Raw genomic sequence first — 14,079 nt, 5'->3', positions numbered from 1 at the left:
GCGCCGGCAACCCCGGGGCGGTCAGCCGCGCGTCGGCGCCCCGCCCGGCCCGGGGGTGACGGCCCCACCGGGCCCCGACGGCGGCGCCAGGCGGGCGTCGAGGGCGTCGAGGTCGGGGACGAACCACACGTGGCCGGAACGGTTCGACTCGTGCACGAGGGCGCGCAGGGCCGAACTGGCCGCGAGGTGCGGGCCGATGTCGCCCACGACGGCCAGGCGCAGCCGGTAGTTGACGAACTTCTGCATGACCTCGCCGGCGAAGCGGGTGCCGAGGGAGAAGAAGGAGGCGTCGAGGCGGCTCACCGGCACGGCCACCACCTGGGCGCCGAGGAAGGCCGAGCCGATCAGGTCCAGCGCGTCCTGCTCGGTGGCCACCGGCGGGCCGTCCGGGTCGCACACCAGCACCGGCACCCCGGCCCGCTCCTGGATGACGTCAGGCACCGCCGGCCTCCCCGGTGAGCAGGCCGTTGTCGCCGTCGAGCACGGCGTCGACCAGCTGCAGCAATTCGGCGGTGGCCGAGGCACCGCCCAGGATCACGATCTTCATGCGGTTCCGCTCCTCGTCGTGGACGGTCTGGATGCGCAGCGGGTGCGCGGGGTGGTGGGTGGTGTTCGCCGCGGCCAGGACGAGCGTGGCCAGCCGGTCGGCCGCGGCGCGGTCGACGCCGTCGATCTGCAGGATGCTCGACACCTCCACCGCCGTGCCGCCGACGGGACGGGCGGGGGCCGACCGACCGGTCAGCGCGTCGAGGTCGGCGCGGGCGATCCGGTACTGCTTGCCGATCCGCACCGCCCTGAGCCGACCGGCGCGGATGTAGCCCCGCACGGTGCGCACGTGCAGACCCAGCCGCTCGGCCACCTGCTCCACCGAGTACATTTCCTCACTCATCGTTCCCTAATCTAGTCACAACAGGGAAGGATGGGGAAGTCGATGTGATGCTTACGTCGGTTCCCGCCCGGGCCGATGACAGCCGCGGTCGCCGTCAGGGGCGCTCACGCAGGCGGGCCCGCACCGCGTCGACGTGGGTGTCCCGGGAGGTCGGGCCGCCGAAGCGCAGCCGGTCGTACGCGGTGAACGCCGGCGCCAGCGCGTCCAGTTCGTCGACCAGCGCGGACAGCCGCAGCGCCGTGGCGTCGTCGGTCGGGTCGGCGTCGAGGTCCGCCTGCGCCGCCCGGATGGCCGCCACCAGCTCGTCCTTGCGCCGGATCGTGACCGGGCCGACCGACCGCAGGCAGACGTACCGGCCGCTGAGATAGGCGTCCCACTCCGCGGCGCCGGCGTCCTCCTCGGCCCAGTGACCGGTGAACCACGCCTCCAGCGCGTCCGTCCCGCCGGCCTGCTCGGTGAGCGCGAACAGGTCCACGGGCACCATCTCCGCGCCGTCGGAGCGCAGGTATCCCGGTAGCGGTAGCCGCCGGTCGAGCATCAGCCGGCGTACGTCGTCCGCGTCGCACCCGCGTGCGGCGCACAGCTCGTCGAGCACCGCGAACTGCGCGCTGACGTACGCGTCGTCCGCCTCCGTCATCGGGTGGTCGCCGTTGACCTGCCGGTACCTTTCGGCCACCCGCCGCTTGAGTTGCATCCGAACCCCCTTCTGCCGCGTCGTCGGGGCGCAACGGTAGTGGCCGGACGGTTCGGTGCCGGCCGAACGGAACGCGAATATCCATTGCGGTCACCGTTCCGGCCCGCCTACCGTCATCGGCGCAAGGTCAAATGGACGACCCAGGGGAGTACGCCGTGTCGCAGCGCGCCCGCACCGACGCCGTGTGGCCGACGCCGCACGGTGGTGCCGTGCTAGCCACGGGCACACGATCCGGTGGGCGGCGACGTCCCGGACAGGGGCGGCAACGGGGGTGGCGGCGCGTCTAGCGCCGGCGCGTACGCGCAGCCGCCCACCCCACCGGGGCCGGGCGGCTTTTTCGTCCCCCCGATCGCCGCTCGCCTCCGTCCCGGCCGCGCCCCGGCGACGTCACCCGATCCCTTCCGGTCCCGCCGCGACGGCGGCGACCAGCCCCCGACACGAGGAGACGACGATGAGCTACACCCCGCTCGCGGGCACCCGCGCGCCGGTCCGGGTCTGGACCGACCCGTACGGCATCGAGCCGCAGGCCGCCCAGCAACTGCGCAACATCGGCGCGCTGCCGTGGGTGGAGGGCGTCGCCGTCATGCCCGACGTGCACTTCGGCAAGGGCGCCACGGTCGGCTCGGTCATCGCGATGCGGCAGGCCGTCTCGCCGGCGGCGGTCGGCGTCGACATCGGCTGCGGCATGTCCGCGGTGCGCACCTCGCTGACCGCCGCCGACCTGCCGGACGACCTGGCCGGGCTGCGCTCGGCCATCGAGGCCACCATCCCGGTCGGGTTCAACCAGCGGGAGAAGCCGGTCGACCCGCGCCGGGTCCGGGGCCTGGAGCAGGCCGGCTGGGACGACTTCTGGCGCCGGTTCGCCGGCCTCGACCGGCGGGTGGCGCAGTTGGAGACGCGGGCCCAGCGGCAGATGGGCACGCTCGGCGGCGGCAACCACTTCATCGAGGTCTGCCTGGAGCAGGGCGGCGCCGACGAGGGACGGGTGTGGCTCATGCTGCACTCCGGCTCGCGCAACATCGGCAAGGAGTTGGCGGAGCGGCACATCGCGGTCGCCCGGCGGCTGCCGCACAACACCGACCTGCCCGACCGCGACCTCGCGGTGTTCCTCGCCGGCACGCCGGAGATGGACGCCTACCGCCGGGACCTGTGGTGGGCGCAGGAGTACGCGCGGCGCAACCGGGCGGTCATGCTCGCCCTGCTCTGCGGGGTGGTACGGGAGCAGTTCCCGCACGTCGGCTACGACGAGCCGATCAGCTGCCACCACAACTACGTGGCGGAGGAGAGCTACGACGGCGTCGACGTGCTGGTCACCCGCAAGGGGGCGATCCGGGCCGGTCGGGGGGACCTGGGCATCATCCCGGGATCGATGGGCACCGGCTCGTACGTCGTGCGGGGCAAGGGGAACCCGGACGCGTACTGCTCCGCCTCGCACGGGGCGGGACGGCGGATGTCGAGGGCGCAGGCGAAGCGCACGTACAGCACCGCCGACCTGGCCGCGCAGACCGCCGGCGTGGAGTGCCGCAAGGACGCCGGGGTGGTCGACGAGATCCCCGGGGCGTACAAGGACATCACCCAGGTGATGGCGCAGCAGGAGGACCTGGTCGAGGTGGTGGCGCACCTCAAGCAGGTGGTCTGCGTGAAGGGATGACCGCCGACCGGCGCCCCGGAGGGGTGGGCGCCGGTCGCCCACCCCCGGCGGCCCGCCCGGCGCACAGTGTGGATCCCCCCGTCCGGGGCGGGCCGCGATCGATACCCGTAGAGTCGCGCCGTGATCGAGATCGACGTGCAGGTGGACCTGTTCCACCCGGCGGACCGGGTGTGGCACGCATTGACGGATCGCGCTCTGCTCGCCCGCTGGTTCACCGAGGTCGAGCCGATGGCCGGGTCGCGCGGCCGGCTGCTGCTGTTCACCGCCGGCCTGCCCGGGTTCGACGCGGCCGTCGACGCGGAGGTGACCGACCGGCGGGAGCCGGAGCTGATCGCGTTGCGGTGCCTCGAGGGCGGCCGGCGGAGCCGGCTGTCCTGTGCCGTCGCCCCCACCGCCGAGGGGTGCCGGCTGTCGGTCCGCGAGGTGCTGGAGCACGGCAGCTGGAGCGACGAGCAGCGCGAGCGCCGCGAGGAGTCCTACCGGCAGGCGTTGACGGGGCGCCTGCCGGCGATCCTCGACTGGCTGGCCTTCCAGCAGGTCGACCTGCGCCGGGGCGAGCCCGGGATGACGACCGAGATGCCGGTGACCGAGGTGGTCGGCGACGAGCCGGCACCGGCCGCCCGGCGCCGGCGCTGGCCGCTGCTGGTCGCGGGGCTGGCCGGCGTCGTGCTGGCCGCCGGGGCGGCGGTGTGGGCGGTCCTGCCCGCCGAGCCGGACCCGGTCGCCGGCCCGGCCGCGACGCCGTCGCCGACCGCCACGGCCACCCCGAGTCGTACGCCGCGGGCGACCCCCTCCGCCCGCCCCACGCGCAGCGCCACGCCGACCCCGTCCCGCCCGAGCCGGACGCCGTCGGCGACCCCCTCGGCGACGCCCTCGCGTACGCCCACCTCGATCGCGCCGTCGGCCCCCGCCATGACCGCCCGCTACCGGACCGTGTCGACGAGGCTGCTCGGCTTCACCGGCGAGGTTGTCGTCGACAACCCCGGCAGCACGGCGGTGGACGGCTGGACGGTGGTCGTCACGCTGGCCGAGGGCGGCTCCCTGACCGACGTCAGCGGGGCGGAGTACCGGCGCGACGGGCAGGTGGTCACCTTCACCGGGCCGCCCGTGCCGGCCGGCCGCTCGCGGACCTTCACGTTCGCCGTGCGCGACGTCGACCAGCTCACCCGGGCGCCCGAGGACTGCGCGCTGGGCGAGGACCCCTGTGCGGGCCTCTGACGCCGTCGCGCGTACCCGGGGCACCGGGCCGCGCTGTTAGGATGGGCGCGAGTGATCGGGACAGGGAGACCAGACGTGGCGGGTGACGACGACATCTCCGGGTGACACCGGAAGTGCCCGGCCAGCGGCAGGCGTTCGACCGCCGCCGTGGCCGTGGTCCGTCGTCTTCGAATCCCGTCCCCAGGGCGCCCGGCGCGCCCACGTCACCCTGAGGGTCTGCGCATGTCCGACGCGTTCATCATCTGTTCCCGCCTCTCCTTCTCTTGGCCGGACGACACCCCGGTCTTCGAGGGGCTGTCCTGCACGGTCGGTGCCGGCCGCACCGGCCTCGTCGCGCCGAACGGCGCCGGCAAGACCACGCTGCTCAAGCTGATCGCCGGCGAGTACCAGCCGACCGGCGGCTCCGTGACCGTCGACGGGGTGCTCGGCTATCTCCCGCAGAGCCTTCCGCTGGCCGGCGACCTGACCGTGGCCGAGGTCATGGGGATCGCGCCGGTGCTCGGGGCGCTGCACGCCATCGAGGCCGGGGACGCCGACGAGGAGCACTTCACCACGATCGGCAACGACTGGGACATCGAGGAGCGCACCCGCGCCCAACTGGACCGGCTCGGCCTCGACGACGTGTCCCTCGACCGGCCCCTGCACACCCTCAGCGGCGGCCAGGTCGTCTCCCTCGGCCTGGCGGCGCAACTGCTGCGGCGGCCCGACATCCTGCTCCTCGACGAGCCCACCAACAACCTGGACCTCGACGCCCGCCGCACGCTGCACGCCGTGCTGGAGGACTGGAACGGTTGCCTGCTGCTGGTCAGCCACGACCGGGCGCTGCTGGACCGGATGGACCGCATCCTCGAACTCGACCGGAGCGAGGTCCGCTCCTACGGCGGCAACTTCACCGCGTACGAGGAGGCGGTGCGCGCCGAGCGGGAGGTCGCGGAGAAGAACGTCCGCCACGCCGAGCAGGAGGTCAAGCGGGAGAAGCGGGAGATGCAGCAGGCGCGCGAACGGGCCGAGCGCCGGGCCGGCAACGCCGCCCGCAACCTGAAGAGCGCAGGCCTGCCGAAGATCTTCGCCGGCACGATGAAGCGGGGCGCCCAGGAGTCGGCGGGCCGGTCGAACGAGACGCACGCCGCGCGGGTCGGCGACGCCAAGGCCCGGCTCGACGAGGCGGGCCGTGCCCTGCGCGAGGAGCAGCGGATCACGCTGGAACTGCCCGGCACCAGCCTGCCGGCCGGTCGCACGGTCTTCCACGGCGAGGGGATGCAGGTCCGCTACGGCGAGCGCGCCCTGTTCGCCGGTGACGGGGTGGACCTCACGATCCGGGGGCCCGAACGGATCGCGCTCACCGGCCCGAACGGCGCCGGCAAGTCCACCCTGCTGCGCGTGGTCAGCGGCGACGTGCAGCCGGAGGGCGGCCGGACCAGGCGGGCCGACGGCCGGATCGCGTACCTGTCCCAGCGGCTGGACCTGCTGGACCTCGACCGCACGGTCGCGGAGAGCCTGGCCGCGTACGCGCCCGCGATGCCTGAGGCGCAGCGGATGACCCTGCTCGCCCGCTTCCTGTTCCGGGGCTCCCGCGCCCACCTCCCGGTCGGGGCGCTCTCCGGCGGCGAGCGGCTCCGCGCCACCCTGGCCTGCGTGCTGTTCGCCGAACCGGCGCCGCAGCTGCTCCTGCTCGACGAGCCGACCAACAACCTGGACCTGGTCAGCGTCGGCCAGTTGGAGAGCGCGCTCGACGCGTACGAGGGTGCGTTCGTGGTGATCAGCCACGACGAACGGTTCCTCGCGGCGATCGGCGTGGACCGCTGGCTGCGGCTCGCCGACGGCCGGCTGCGGGAGACCGGCGCCCCCGCCGGCCTCGCGCCGGAGTCGTGACCGGGGGCCGTCAAGGTCTCCTTGTGGGCGGGTTCCTTCCTCATTTCGGCGACCCGCTCGTCGAGGAAGGCGTGCAGCCACTCACCCCTGGGCCGGGTGGCACCCGACGTGGCACGATGCGGGGTGGACCCGAGCAGGGGAGGCGGCAGTGTCGATGCCCGTTGCCGAGCTGAGTGAGCTGCGACGTCGCCTGTCGCGGGTGGTCCTCGTTCATGTCGCGCTCTCGGTCGGGTTCGCGCTGCTCGTGGCGGGCGGCGTGTCGTCGCCCGCCGGGCGGGCGGGGGCGTTCGCCGTGCCGTGGCTGGTGATCGGGGCCGCCGGCGCGCTCGGTGCGTTGCTCATCGCCGCCGCCGCGTGGCGGCTGCGCGCGGGCCTCGCGGCGGGACGGTCGCCGGGGAACCGGTGGGCCGTGCGGTGGGAGGCGTCGGCCCGCCTGGGCATGGCGCTCGCGGCGGCGGTGGCGCTTGCCGCCGGTGTCGCCGTGGCGCCCGCCGGGTCGGAACGGGGATTCGTGATCGGGGTGGACGCGGCCCTCGCCGGCGCGCTCGCGCTCTTCGCGCTGGCGGCCGGCGACGTTCGCCGGGCCGCCCGCTCGGCGGAGCGGACCGCCGCGTCGCCGGCCGGATGAACGCCCGGGCTCACCGCCGGAGGGTGGAGGTGAGCGTGACGGGCACCGTGACGACGTGGGTGCGTGTCCCGTCGTCCGCCGAGACCTCGTACACCTCGATCGCGCCGGCCTGCTCCCGGGGCACCCGGTAGGTCACGGCGACCCGGTAATCGCCCCGGCAGCCCGTCCCGCAGGTGGCCGTGGTGAAGGTGGTCGCCACCGCATGGCCGGCGGCGTCGAGCACCCGCACCGTGACGGTCGCCTCGAACACCTCGGCGGTGCCGGTGACGGTCACGGGGCTGGTGACGCGTTCGCCGATGGTCGGACCGGCCACCACGATCGGCGGCAGCAGGTCCGCGTAGTCACTCCGGCCCACCGGGGGATCGGCGGAGAGGCGCACCCGTCGCACGGTGGGGAACTGGGTGAGCGTGTAGACCACCTGCGCCTCGCGCAGCCGCCGCCCCACGGCGTCGCCGCCGGCCGGGGCGGGCGCGACCGTCGCCACGCCGTCGGCGATGCCGGTGACCTCGCCGCCGGCCAGCAGGGTGGTCAGCCCGGTGGCGGCCTCCACCGGCGTCGGGCCAGCGGCCAGCTCGGTCAGCGCCAGGCGGGACGTCGCCACGGTGGCCGGCCGGGTGCGCCGGGTGGGCGTGATCCGCCCGTCCCGGACGTACCACAGCTCGACGGTGACCGTCCGGGGGCGCGCCGGCGCGGCGGTGGTCGGCGCGGGCGCTGCGGATCGGATCGGCTCGGCCGGCGGTCGCGGCGGCGCCGTGGTGGGCGGCGGCGCCGGTGCGACGGTGGTGGCCGGCGGCGGCGCGGTGGGCGCGGGGCCGAGCGAGCCGGACCGCGGCGCGGCGCACCCGGCCGGCAGGACCGCCGCGGCGAGCAGGGCGGCGACCGCCGTGTGTCGTCTCATCCCGCGTCGTCCGGTGCCGACGGCCGTGGCGCGGCCGGCAGGTCCAGGCGGAAGCGGGTGAGCACCGCCGGTTCGCTGTGCACGCCGAGCCGCCCGCCGAGCAGGTGGGCGTTGTCCCGGGCGATGGCCAGGCCCAGGCCGTTGCCCCGCCCGGAGCGGGCCGGGTCGACCTTGTGGAAGCGGTCGAACAGGCGCGGCAGGTGCTCGACCGGGATGCCCGGGCCCTGGTCGGTGACCTCGAAGACGACCAGCGGCCCGTCGCCGGCCACGGTGGCCCGGATCTCGCCGGCGCCGTGCTCGACCGCGTTGGCGATCAGGTTCGCCAGCACCCGCTCCAGCCGACGCGGGTCGGTGCGCAGTGGGACCGGAGCGCCGGCGACCACCACCCGGTCCGACCAGCCGCGCGCCGCGACGATCGCCCGCAGCAGCGCGACCGGGTCGACGGCGGCGACGGCGAGCCGTTCCCTCCCGGCGTCCAACCGAGAGATCTCCATCAGATCCTCGACCAGCCGGCGTAGCCGGACCACGTCGGTGACCAGCAGCTCCGCCGCGCGCCGCGCGTCGGCTGGCAACTCGTCGACGTGCTCGCGCAGCAGCGACGCCGCGGCCACCAGGGCGGTCACGGGGGTACGCAGCTCGTGCGCCACGTCGGCGGTGAACCGCCGCTCCCGGAGCTGGGCCGCCGACAACGCCTCGATCTTCGACTTCAGCGCCTCCGCCATCTCGTTGAACGCCGCGGACCAGGCGCTGAACTCGTCGCGTCCCCGTACCGGCAGACGGGTGTGGAGCAGTCCTTCCGTGAGGGCGCGCGCTGCCAGACTGGCCCGGCCGACCGGCTCCAGCGTGCGACGGGCAAGCGTGTGCCCCACCCCGGCGGCGAGCAGCACCACCAGCAGCCAGCCGGCCAGCAGCGCCGTCCGCAGCTGGTCCAGGTCGGCGGCGAGGCCGTCCTCAAGGGTCACGACGTACAGCTCGGCCGTCGAGCCCGGAACACGGCCGCCGACCACGAGCAGCCGGGGCCGAGCCCCCGGCGACGACCGTTCGTAGCCGAGCTGTCCGGCCGCGACAGTGGCCCGCAGCCCAGCGCCCAGCGGCGGCGCGTACGCCCGGTGGGAGGGCAGCTCCTCGCCGTCGACCAGCACCACGTGCCGGCCGCTGCTCTCGAAGCTGGCCAGCAGCTCGCCGCGACGTTCGTCGGTCAGGGGCAGGAACTGTCCGGCCAGGACGAGCCGATAGCGGGCGTCGGCTGCGGCCTGATGCAGGGAGGCGTCGTAGCGGGCCTGGCGCAGCAGCAGCCAGGACCCGCCGGCCAGCAGCCCGGCGGAGACACCGGCGACGAGCACGAAGGCGATGGTCAGCCGGCGTCGCAGGCGACCTGGCGGGACGGCGCGGCCGGCCATCGCGTTCGCCCCCTCAGCTCGGCGACAGCTTGTAGCCGGCGCCGCGCACGGTCCGTACGAGCCGGGGGTGGGCGGGGTCGTCCTCGACCTTGGCGCGCAGTCGCTGCACCGCCACGTCGACCAGCCGCGAGTCGCCGAGGAAGCCGTGCTGCCACACCCGGTCCAGCAGCAGCTCGCGGGTGAATACCTGACCGGGGCGGCGGGCGAGTTCCAGCAGCAGGCGGAACTCGGTGGCGGTCAGCGCGAGATCGCGTCCGTCCTTGCGGACGAGGAAGCTGCCCGGGTCTATCTCCAGCCCGCCGACCTCGATGACGGTCGTGACGACGGGGTCGCTCGCCCGGCGCAGCACGGACCGGACCCGGGCCACCAGCTCGGGTAGGTCGAACGGCTTGCGCAGGTAGTCGTCGGCGCCGCACTCGAGACCGACGACGACGTCGACGGTGTCGGTGCGGGCGGTCAGCATCAGGATCGGCACGCCGCTGCTCCGGCGGATCTCCCGGCAGACCTCGAAACCGTCGAGGCCGGGAAGCATGACGTCGAGGACGATCAGGTCGGGCGGCCGGGCGCGCCAGGCGGCGAGCCCCTCCCGCCCGTCGCGCGCGGTGTCGACCCGGAATCCGGCGCGGCGCAGCCCGAGGGCGGTGACCTCCCGGATGGAGGCATCGTCCTCGACGACCAGCACGCGGCCCTCCACCATTCGAGGGTAGCCCCGGGACGACCCGCGTCGACCTGGCGAAACGGACGGTGTCGGGGGTCCGGCCGGCGCCGGTACCCCCGCCACCGCGTTGGTCACTGCTGCCACTGGTGCGCCACGTCGAGCACGATCCGGCTGTGCGTGCCCGGTCCGGCCAGCACGGTCACCCGGAACGGCAGGCGGGCCCGCACACCGACCGCGACGGTCGTGTAGCCCTCGAAGCTGCCGCCGAAGACCACGTCCCGCAGGGTCGGGTGGCGCAGCAGGTTCGCGACGTGCTCGCCGACCCGGTACGGCACGGTGCCGACGTGTGTATCGTCGTACGCCGGGGCGCGCAGGGAGACCCGCAGCAGCTCGTCGCCGGCGGTGTACGGGGACAGCGCCAGGCCCTCGCCCTCGGTCCAGGTCTCGCCGTAGCCGACGGTGTAGCCGCTGACCGGACCGGCGAACTCGAACACCACCCGGTCGAAGCAGTCGTGCCGTCCGACGCGTACGTCGACCAGCGGGGCGTCGCTCGGCGTGCCGGCCGACTTCGGCGCGCTGCCCCAGGTGATCCCGCAGTACGGCGCCTCGGTCGCCGCCGCCGTGGTGGTTGCCGCGGTGCCGGTGCCGGCGCCGGCCACCAGCCCGGCGAGCACCACGAGCAGGGCCGTGAGTCCACTTCTGATCCGCATGGTCTTCTCCCGTGATCTCGTTCCTCCGTGGTGTCCGGCCTCGTGGCCGGGCCGTGGGATCCACGGTGGAACCGCTCGACGGCAGCAGCTTCGCCGTGCGGTAACGCAGGCGTAACAGACGCGGCGGCACGGGAATCGCGGGCAGGCGGGCCAGGCGGGAGCGCCGGTATGACGATTCCGTTATGCCGCATATCGGCGGTCCTCCCTCTAGCATTCACGTACATCGATGACCGGCGGTGGCACGCCGCCGGACAACCCAGGGAGTGCGTGTATGTTCCGACGACAACTGCTGCACGCGGCGACCGCCGCGCTGGCGGCGGTGCTGGCCGCAACCGGAATGCAGGTTGCCACCAGCGCGAGCGCGTCCGCCGACACGGGCGCGTCCGCCGCCCGGACCGTCTACTACGACGCGAGCCGGGCCGGCGAGTTCCGCACCAACTTCGACCAGGCCGCGGCCATCTGGAACAGCCAGGTCAGCAACGTCCAGCTGGTCGCCCGTACGCCGGGCAACGTCACCATCTACGTCGACAGCGGCTGGCCGCGCGCGCAGGTCACCAGCCTCGGCGCGGGCCGGGTCTGGATGGGCTGGACCGCCGTCAACCAGGGCTACAACCGCACCCGCATCGCCACCCACGAGCTCGGCCACATCCTCGGCCTGCCCGACCGGCGTACCGGGCTCTGCTCCGACCTGATGTCCGGCAGCAGCGCGCCGGTCTCCTGCACCAACGCCTACCCGAGCGCCGCCGAGGCGTCCCGGGTGAACCAGCTCTTCGCCGGCGGTCTCGCCGCGGCGGAGGCGCCGACCGGCACGTTCACGTGGAACGACGGCGACGACATCTCGCCGCAGGTGGTCAACGGGCGCCCGGCGAGTGAGAACTACCCGTGGATGGTGTACGTCTCCGGCTGCACCGGCACCCTGATCAAGGCCAACTGGGCGGTCACCGCCAAGCACTGCGGCACGCCCTCCTCGGTGCGGGTCGGCAGCATCAACCGCACCAGCGGCGGCACCGTCGTCTCCGTGATCCGGGCGGTCAACCACCCGAGCGTCGACGTGAAGCTGCTCCAGCTGGGCAGCTCGGTCAGCTACGCCCCGGCGCCGATCCCGACCACCTCCGGCGCGGTCGGCACCGCCACCCGCATCATCGGCTGGGGCCAGACCTGTGCTCCCCGGGGCTGCGGCAGCGCCCCGACCATCGCGAACGAGCTGGACACCTCGATCGTGGCGGACAGCCGCTGCCTCGGCATCAACGGCCCGTACGAGATCTGCACCAACAACACCAACGGCAACGCGGGCGCCTGCTACGGCGACTCGGGCGGCCCCCAGGTGCGCCGGATCAACGGGGCGTGGGCCCTGATCGGCGCCACCAGCCGGGCCGGCAACAACAACTCCACCTGCGCCACCGGCCCGTCCATCTACGTGGACCTGCCGTCCATCCGGTCCTGGATCAACACCCAGGTCGGCGGCCTGCCGGCCTGACCCACCCCGGTACGGGGGACGCCGCGTGCGGCGTCCCCCGTAGCGTCGTCGCCCCGGTCGTATGGCCGGGGCGTCACGCGGCGACCACCCGGAGTGCGGTACGGTGCCTGGCACATCGACCCCCTCTCGAGGTGAACCATGCGTGTCGTGGCCGCGCTCGCCCTGACCCTGGCGCTCGCTCCCGCGCCGACGCCGACGGCCTCCGGCGGGCCGGTCGGTGACCTGCTCGGCGGCGTCGGGCGGGTCGTCGACGACCTGCTCAAGGGAGGCGGCCGGGCCACCCCGGGGACCTCCCCGACGCCCGTGCCGTCCAGCTCGGCGCCGCCCGCCCCGTCCCCGGCCGGCCCGTCGGCCGCGCCGGCTGTCCCGGCACCCCCGGGCCGGTCCGCGCCCGCGTCCAGCCCCGGGGGTGCGTCCGCGCCCGCACCCGCCGGCGACCGGCCCGCCGGGCAACCCGCCGAGCGGGGGGCCGAGGCGCCGGTCCCGCCCGGTCAGGGCGCCGCCTCCGACGCTCCCTCGACGGTCGCGGCCCCGCCGCGCGAGGGCGAGGGGGGAGCGGACCGGTGGCTGGTCTACGGCCTGGTGCTGGGCGTCCTGGCGGTGCCCGTGCTGTTCGTCCTGCACCGGCGGCGCCGGCCCGCCGCCGCGGCGACCGGCCCGGCCAACCCGCCGACCCCGGCCCTCGCCCCCGAGCCGGCCCTCGCCCCCGAGCCGGACGACGAGCCCGTGGCCGACAACGTGACCCACCTGCCGACGGAACTGAACGCGATCTACGAACTCGGCCGGCTCGACGAGCGGCTCAGCCAGGAGCGCAACCGCCGGTCCTGAGCCGGGTACGGGTGGCGACGGTGGACACCACGCTGGGCGCGACCGGGCAGGGGCGGGCGAGCCCTCGGCATGGCATCGACGAAAGGGCCGGCCCCTCGTGGGGGCCGGCCCTTGTCGCTGGGTGGTGCGTGTTGCTGGGTGGTGGGTGTCGCTGTGGGTCAGGCGGTGTAGCCGCGGGTGGCGATCCAGTCGGCGAGGTTGTCGACGCTCATCCGGTAGGAGGCCTGGTTCGGGTCCGCGGAATCAGCGATCGTCACGGTGTTGCCGTTGTCGCGGTAGCCGACGACGCTGATGTAGTGCCCGCCTTCGAAGGAGTGGGTGGTGCCGTCGGTGTCGGTGGCGGTACCGGCGATGTTGGCGACCACGGCGTGGCCTTCGTCGATGGCGGTGACGATGTCGCCGCGTAGCTTGTCGGTCTGCTTGTCGTCGGCCTTCGCGCCGGGGATCTCCACCGACTGGTAGGCGTCCTTACCGGTCTCCTTGTTCAGCACCGGAGTGATGTCGTTGATGGAGTTGGTGCCGGCCTCGGTGGTGCCCATGCGCTGGGCCATGCCGTCGACGTCGATGTTCTTGCCCTGCACGCTGAGGGCGTTGCGGGCGGCGGCGGGGCCGCAGTAGTAGAAGTTGGGCTGTGCCTCGTAGCGCACGCCCAGCTCGCGCTCGCCGCCCTTGCGGTCCTGGGTGACCGTGGCCGACACGGGGGTGGTGGGGGCGGCGAGGGCGGTGGTGACGGGGCCGGCGATGGCGCCGCCGGTGAAGGCGAGCCCGGCAGCGGTCAGGGCGGTCTTACGCAGGATGTCGGTACGCATGATGGCAGCACCTTTCGATCGGGGGTACGCGACACACACCACCGGGGGAACGGGTGGCGTCGCGGGCTGAGGGAAAGGTCGAGATTGTTTCGGGGGCCTGCGTCCGGCGGGGCCGGCCGGGCTCGTCCCGGGGGATGCAACCGGTCGGGCCGGCCACACATTCCACCGTCTCGCGGGCCCGTCCGGGTGCGGCGGTCGCCCGCTCGGTGGCCCCGGGGATGTAACCACCGTGGGCGGCCGGTCATTCCGGCGGCCTGGCGCCCGGGTCAGGCGGAGGTACTCGGTGGTCCGGTGATGTAACCACCGTGGGCGGCCGGTCATTCCGGCGGCCCGGTGCCCGGGGTGAG

Annotated in this window: 14 protein-coding genes; 6 read left to right on the top strand and 8 right to left on the bottom strand. The window is 74.6% G+C overall.

What is annotated here, in order from left to right:
- Positions 1–21: 21 nt before the first annotated feature.
- From ACGFNF_RS05790 to ACGFNF_RS05780, 3 genes are all read right to left on the bottom strand, one after another.
- A complete protein-coding gene (locus tag ACGFNF_RS05790; protein ID WP_393166040.1) occupies positions 22–441 on the bottom strand; it encodes a DUF4180 domain-containing protein in 420 nt (139 codons plus the stop codon).
- A complete protein-coding gene (locus tag ACGFNF_RS05785; protein ID WP_393166038.1) occupies positions 434–889 on the bottom strand; it encodes a helix-turn-helix domain-containing protein in 456 nt (151 codons plus the stop codon). The genes ACGFNF_RS05790 and ACGFNF_RS05785 overlap by 8 nt, the downstream gene beginning before the upstream one ends.
- A gap of 94 nt (positions 890–983) precedes the next feature.
- A complete protein-coding gene (locus ACGFNF_RS05780) occupies positions 984–1,583 on the bottom strand; it encodes a DUF6058 family natural product biosynthesis protein (protein ID WP_357579029.1) in 600 nt (199 codons plus the stop codon).
- 451 nt (positions 1,584–2,034) lie between these two features.
- Here ACGFNF_RS05780 and ACGFNF_RS05775 point away from each other — a divergent pair, with 451 nt between their 5' ends.
- From ACGFNF_RS05775 to ACGFNF_RS05760, 4 genes are all read left to right on the top strand, one after another.
- Complete coding sequence (locus ACGFNF_RS05775; RefSeq protein WP_311411120.1) at positions 2,035–3,234, top strand: RtcB family protein; 1,200 nt, start codon at positions 2,035–2,037, stop codon at positions 3,232–3,234.
- Between the two features lie 120 nt (positions 3,235–3,354).
- Positions 3,355–4,452 carry an SRPBCC family protein gene (locus ACGFNF_RS05770; RefSeq protein ID WP_393166036.1) on the top strand — a complete coding sequence of 366 codons (1,098 nt, stop codon included), beginning with the start codon at positions 3,355–3,357 and terminating at the stop codon, positions 4,450–4,452.
- Between the two features lie 222 nt (positions 4,453–4,674).
- A complete protein-coding gene (abc-f, locus tag ACGFNF_RS05765; protein ID WP_393166034.1) occupies positions 4,675–6,324 on the top strand; it encodes a ribosomal protection-like ABC-F family protein in 1,650 nt (549 codons plus the stop codon).
- Positions 6,325–6,472: 148 nt separating this feature from the next.
- Positions 6,473–6,952 carry a hypothetical protein gene (locus tag ACGFNF_RS05760; RefSeq protein ID WP_393166032.1) on the top strand — a complete coding sequence of 160 codons (480 nt, stop codon included), beginning with the start codon at positions 6,473–6,475 and terminating at the stop codon, positions 6,950–6,952.
- Positions 6,953–6,962: 10 nt separating this feature from the next.
- Here the strand turns inward: ACGFNF_RS05760 and ACGFNF_RS05755 are convergent, their stop codons facing one another.
- The 4 genes from ACGFNF_RS05755 to ACGFNF_RS05740 all read right to left on the bottom strand — a co-directional run bounded on the left by ACGFNF_RS05755 (position 6,963) and on the right by ACGFNF_RS05740 (position 10,618).
- Complete coding sequence (locus ACGFNF_RS05755) at positions 6,963–7,850, bottom strand: Gmad2 immunoglobulin-like domain-containing protein (protein ID WP_393166030.1); 888 nt, start codon at positions 7,848–7,850, stop codon at positions 6,963–6,965.
- Entirely contained in the window at positions 7,847–9,250 is a 1,404-nt protein-coding gene (locus tag ACGFNF_RS05750; RefSeq protein ID WP_357579034.1) for an ATP-binding protein, read from the bottom strand. Before ACGFNF_RS05750 ends, ACGFNF_RS05755 begins: the two co-directional genes overlap by 4 nt.
- Positions 9,251–9,263: 13 nt before the next feature.
- Positions 9,264–9,944, bottom strand: a complete 681-nt coding sequence (locus tag ACGFNF_RS05745) for a response regulator transcription factor (protein ID WP_357579035.1) — start codon at positions 9,942–9,944, stop codon at positions 9,264–9,266.
- A gap of 95 nt (positions 9,945–10,039) precedes the next feature.
- Positions 10,040–10,618 carry a hypothetical protein gene (locus ACGFNF_RS05740; protein WP_357579036.1) on the bottom strand — a complete coding sequence of 193 codons (579 nt, stop codon included), beginning with the start codon at positions 10,616–10,618 and terminating at the stop codon, positions 10,040–10,042.
- 226 nt (positions 10,619–10,844) lie between these two features.
- On the opposite strand from ACGFNF_RS05740, the gene ACGFNF_RS05735 reads away from it, so the two are divergent.
- Both ACGFNF_RS05735 and ACGFNF_RS05730 read left to right on the top strand, forming a co-directional pair.
- Positions 10,845–12,095 (top strand): snapalysin family zinc-dependent metalloprotease, encoded by a 1,251-nt coding sequence (locus tag ACGFNF_RS05735; protein WP_393166028.1) that lies wholly within the window; start codon positions 10,845–10,847, stop codon positions 12,093–12,095.
- Between the two features lie 138 nt (positions 12,096–12,233).
- Entirely contained in the window at positions 12,234–12,923 is a 690-nt protein-coding gene (locus ACGFNF_RS05730; RefSeq protein WP_393166026.1) for a hypothetical protein, read from the top strand.
- Positions 12,924–13,081: 158 nt separating this feature from the next.
- Here ACGFNF_RS05730 and ACGFNF_RS05725 read toward each other — a convergent pair whose 3' ends face one another.
- Positions 13,082–13,732 (bottom strand): C39 family peptidase, encoded by a 651-nt coding sequence (locus ACGFNF_RS05725; protein ID WP_393166024.1) that lies wholly within the window; start codon positions 13,730–13,732, stop codon positions 13,082–13,084.
- Between the last annotated feature and the right edge of the window lie 347 nt (positions 13,733–14,079).

The organism is Micromonospora sp. NPDC048868 (assembly GCF_043198195.1).
Lineage (GTDB): Bacteria > Actinomycetota > Actinomycetes > Mycobacteriales > Micromonosporaceae > Micromonospora > Micromonospora reichwaldensis.
This window is presented reverse-complemented; position numbering and strand designations above follow the sequence as displayed.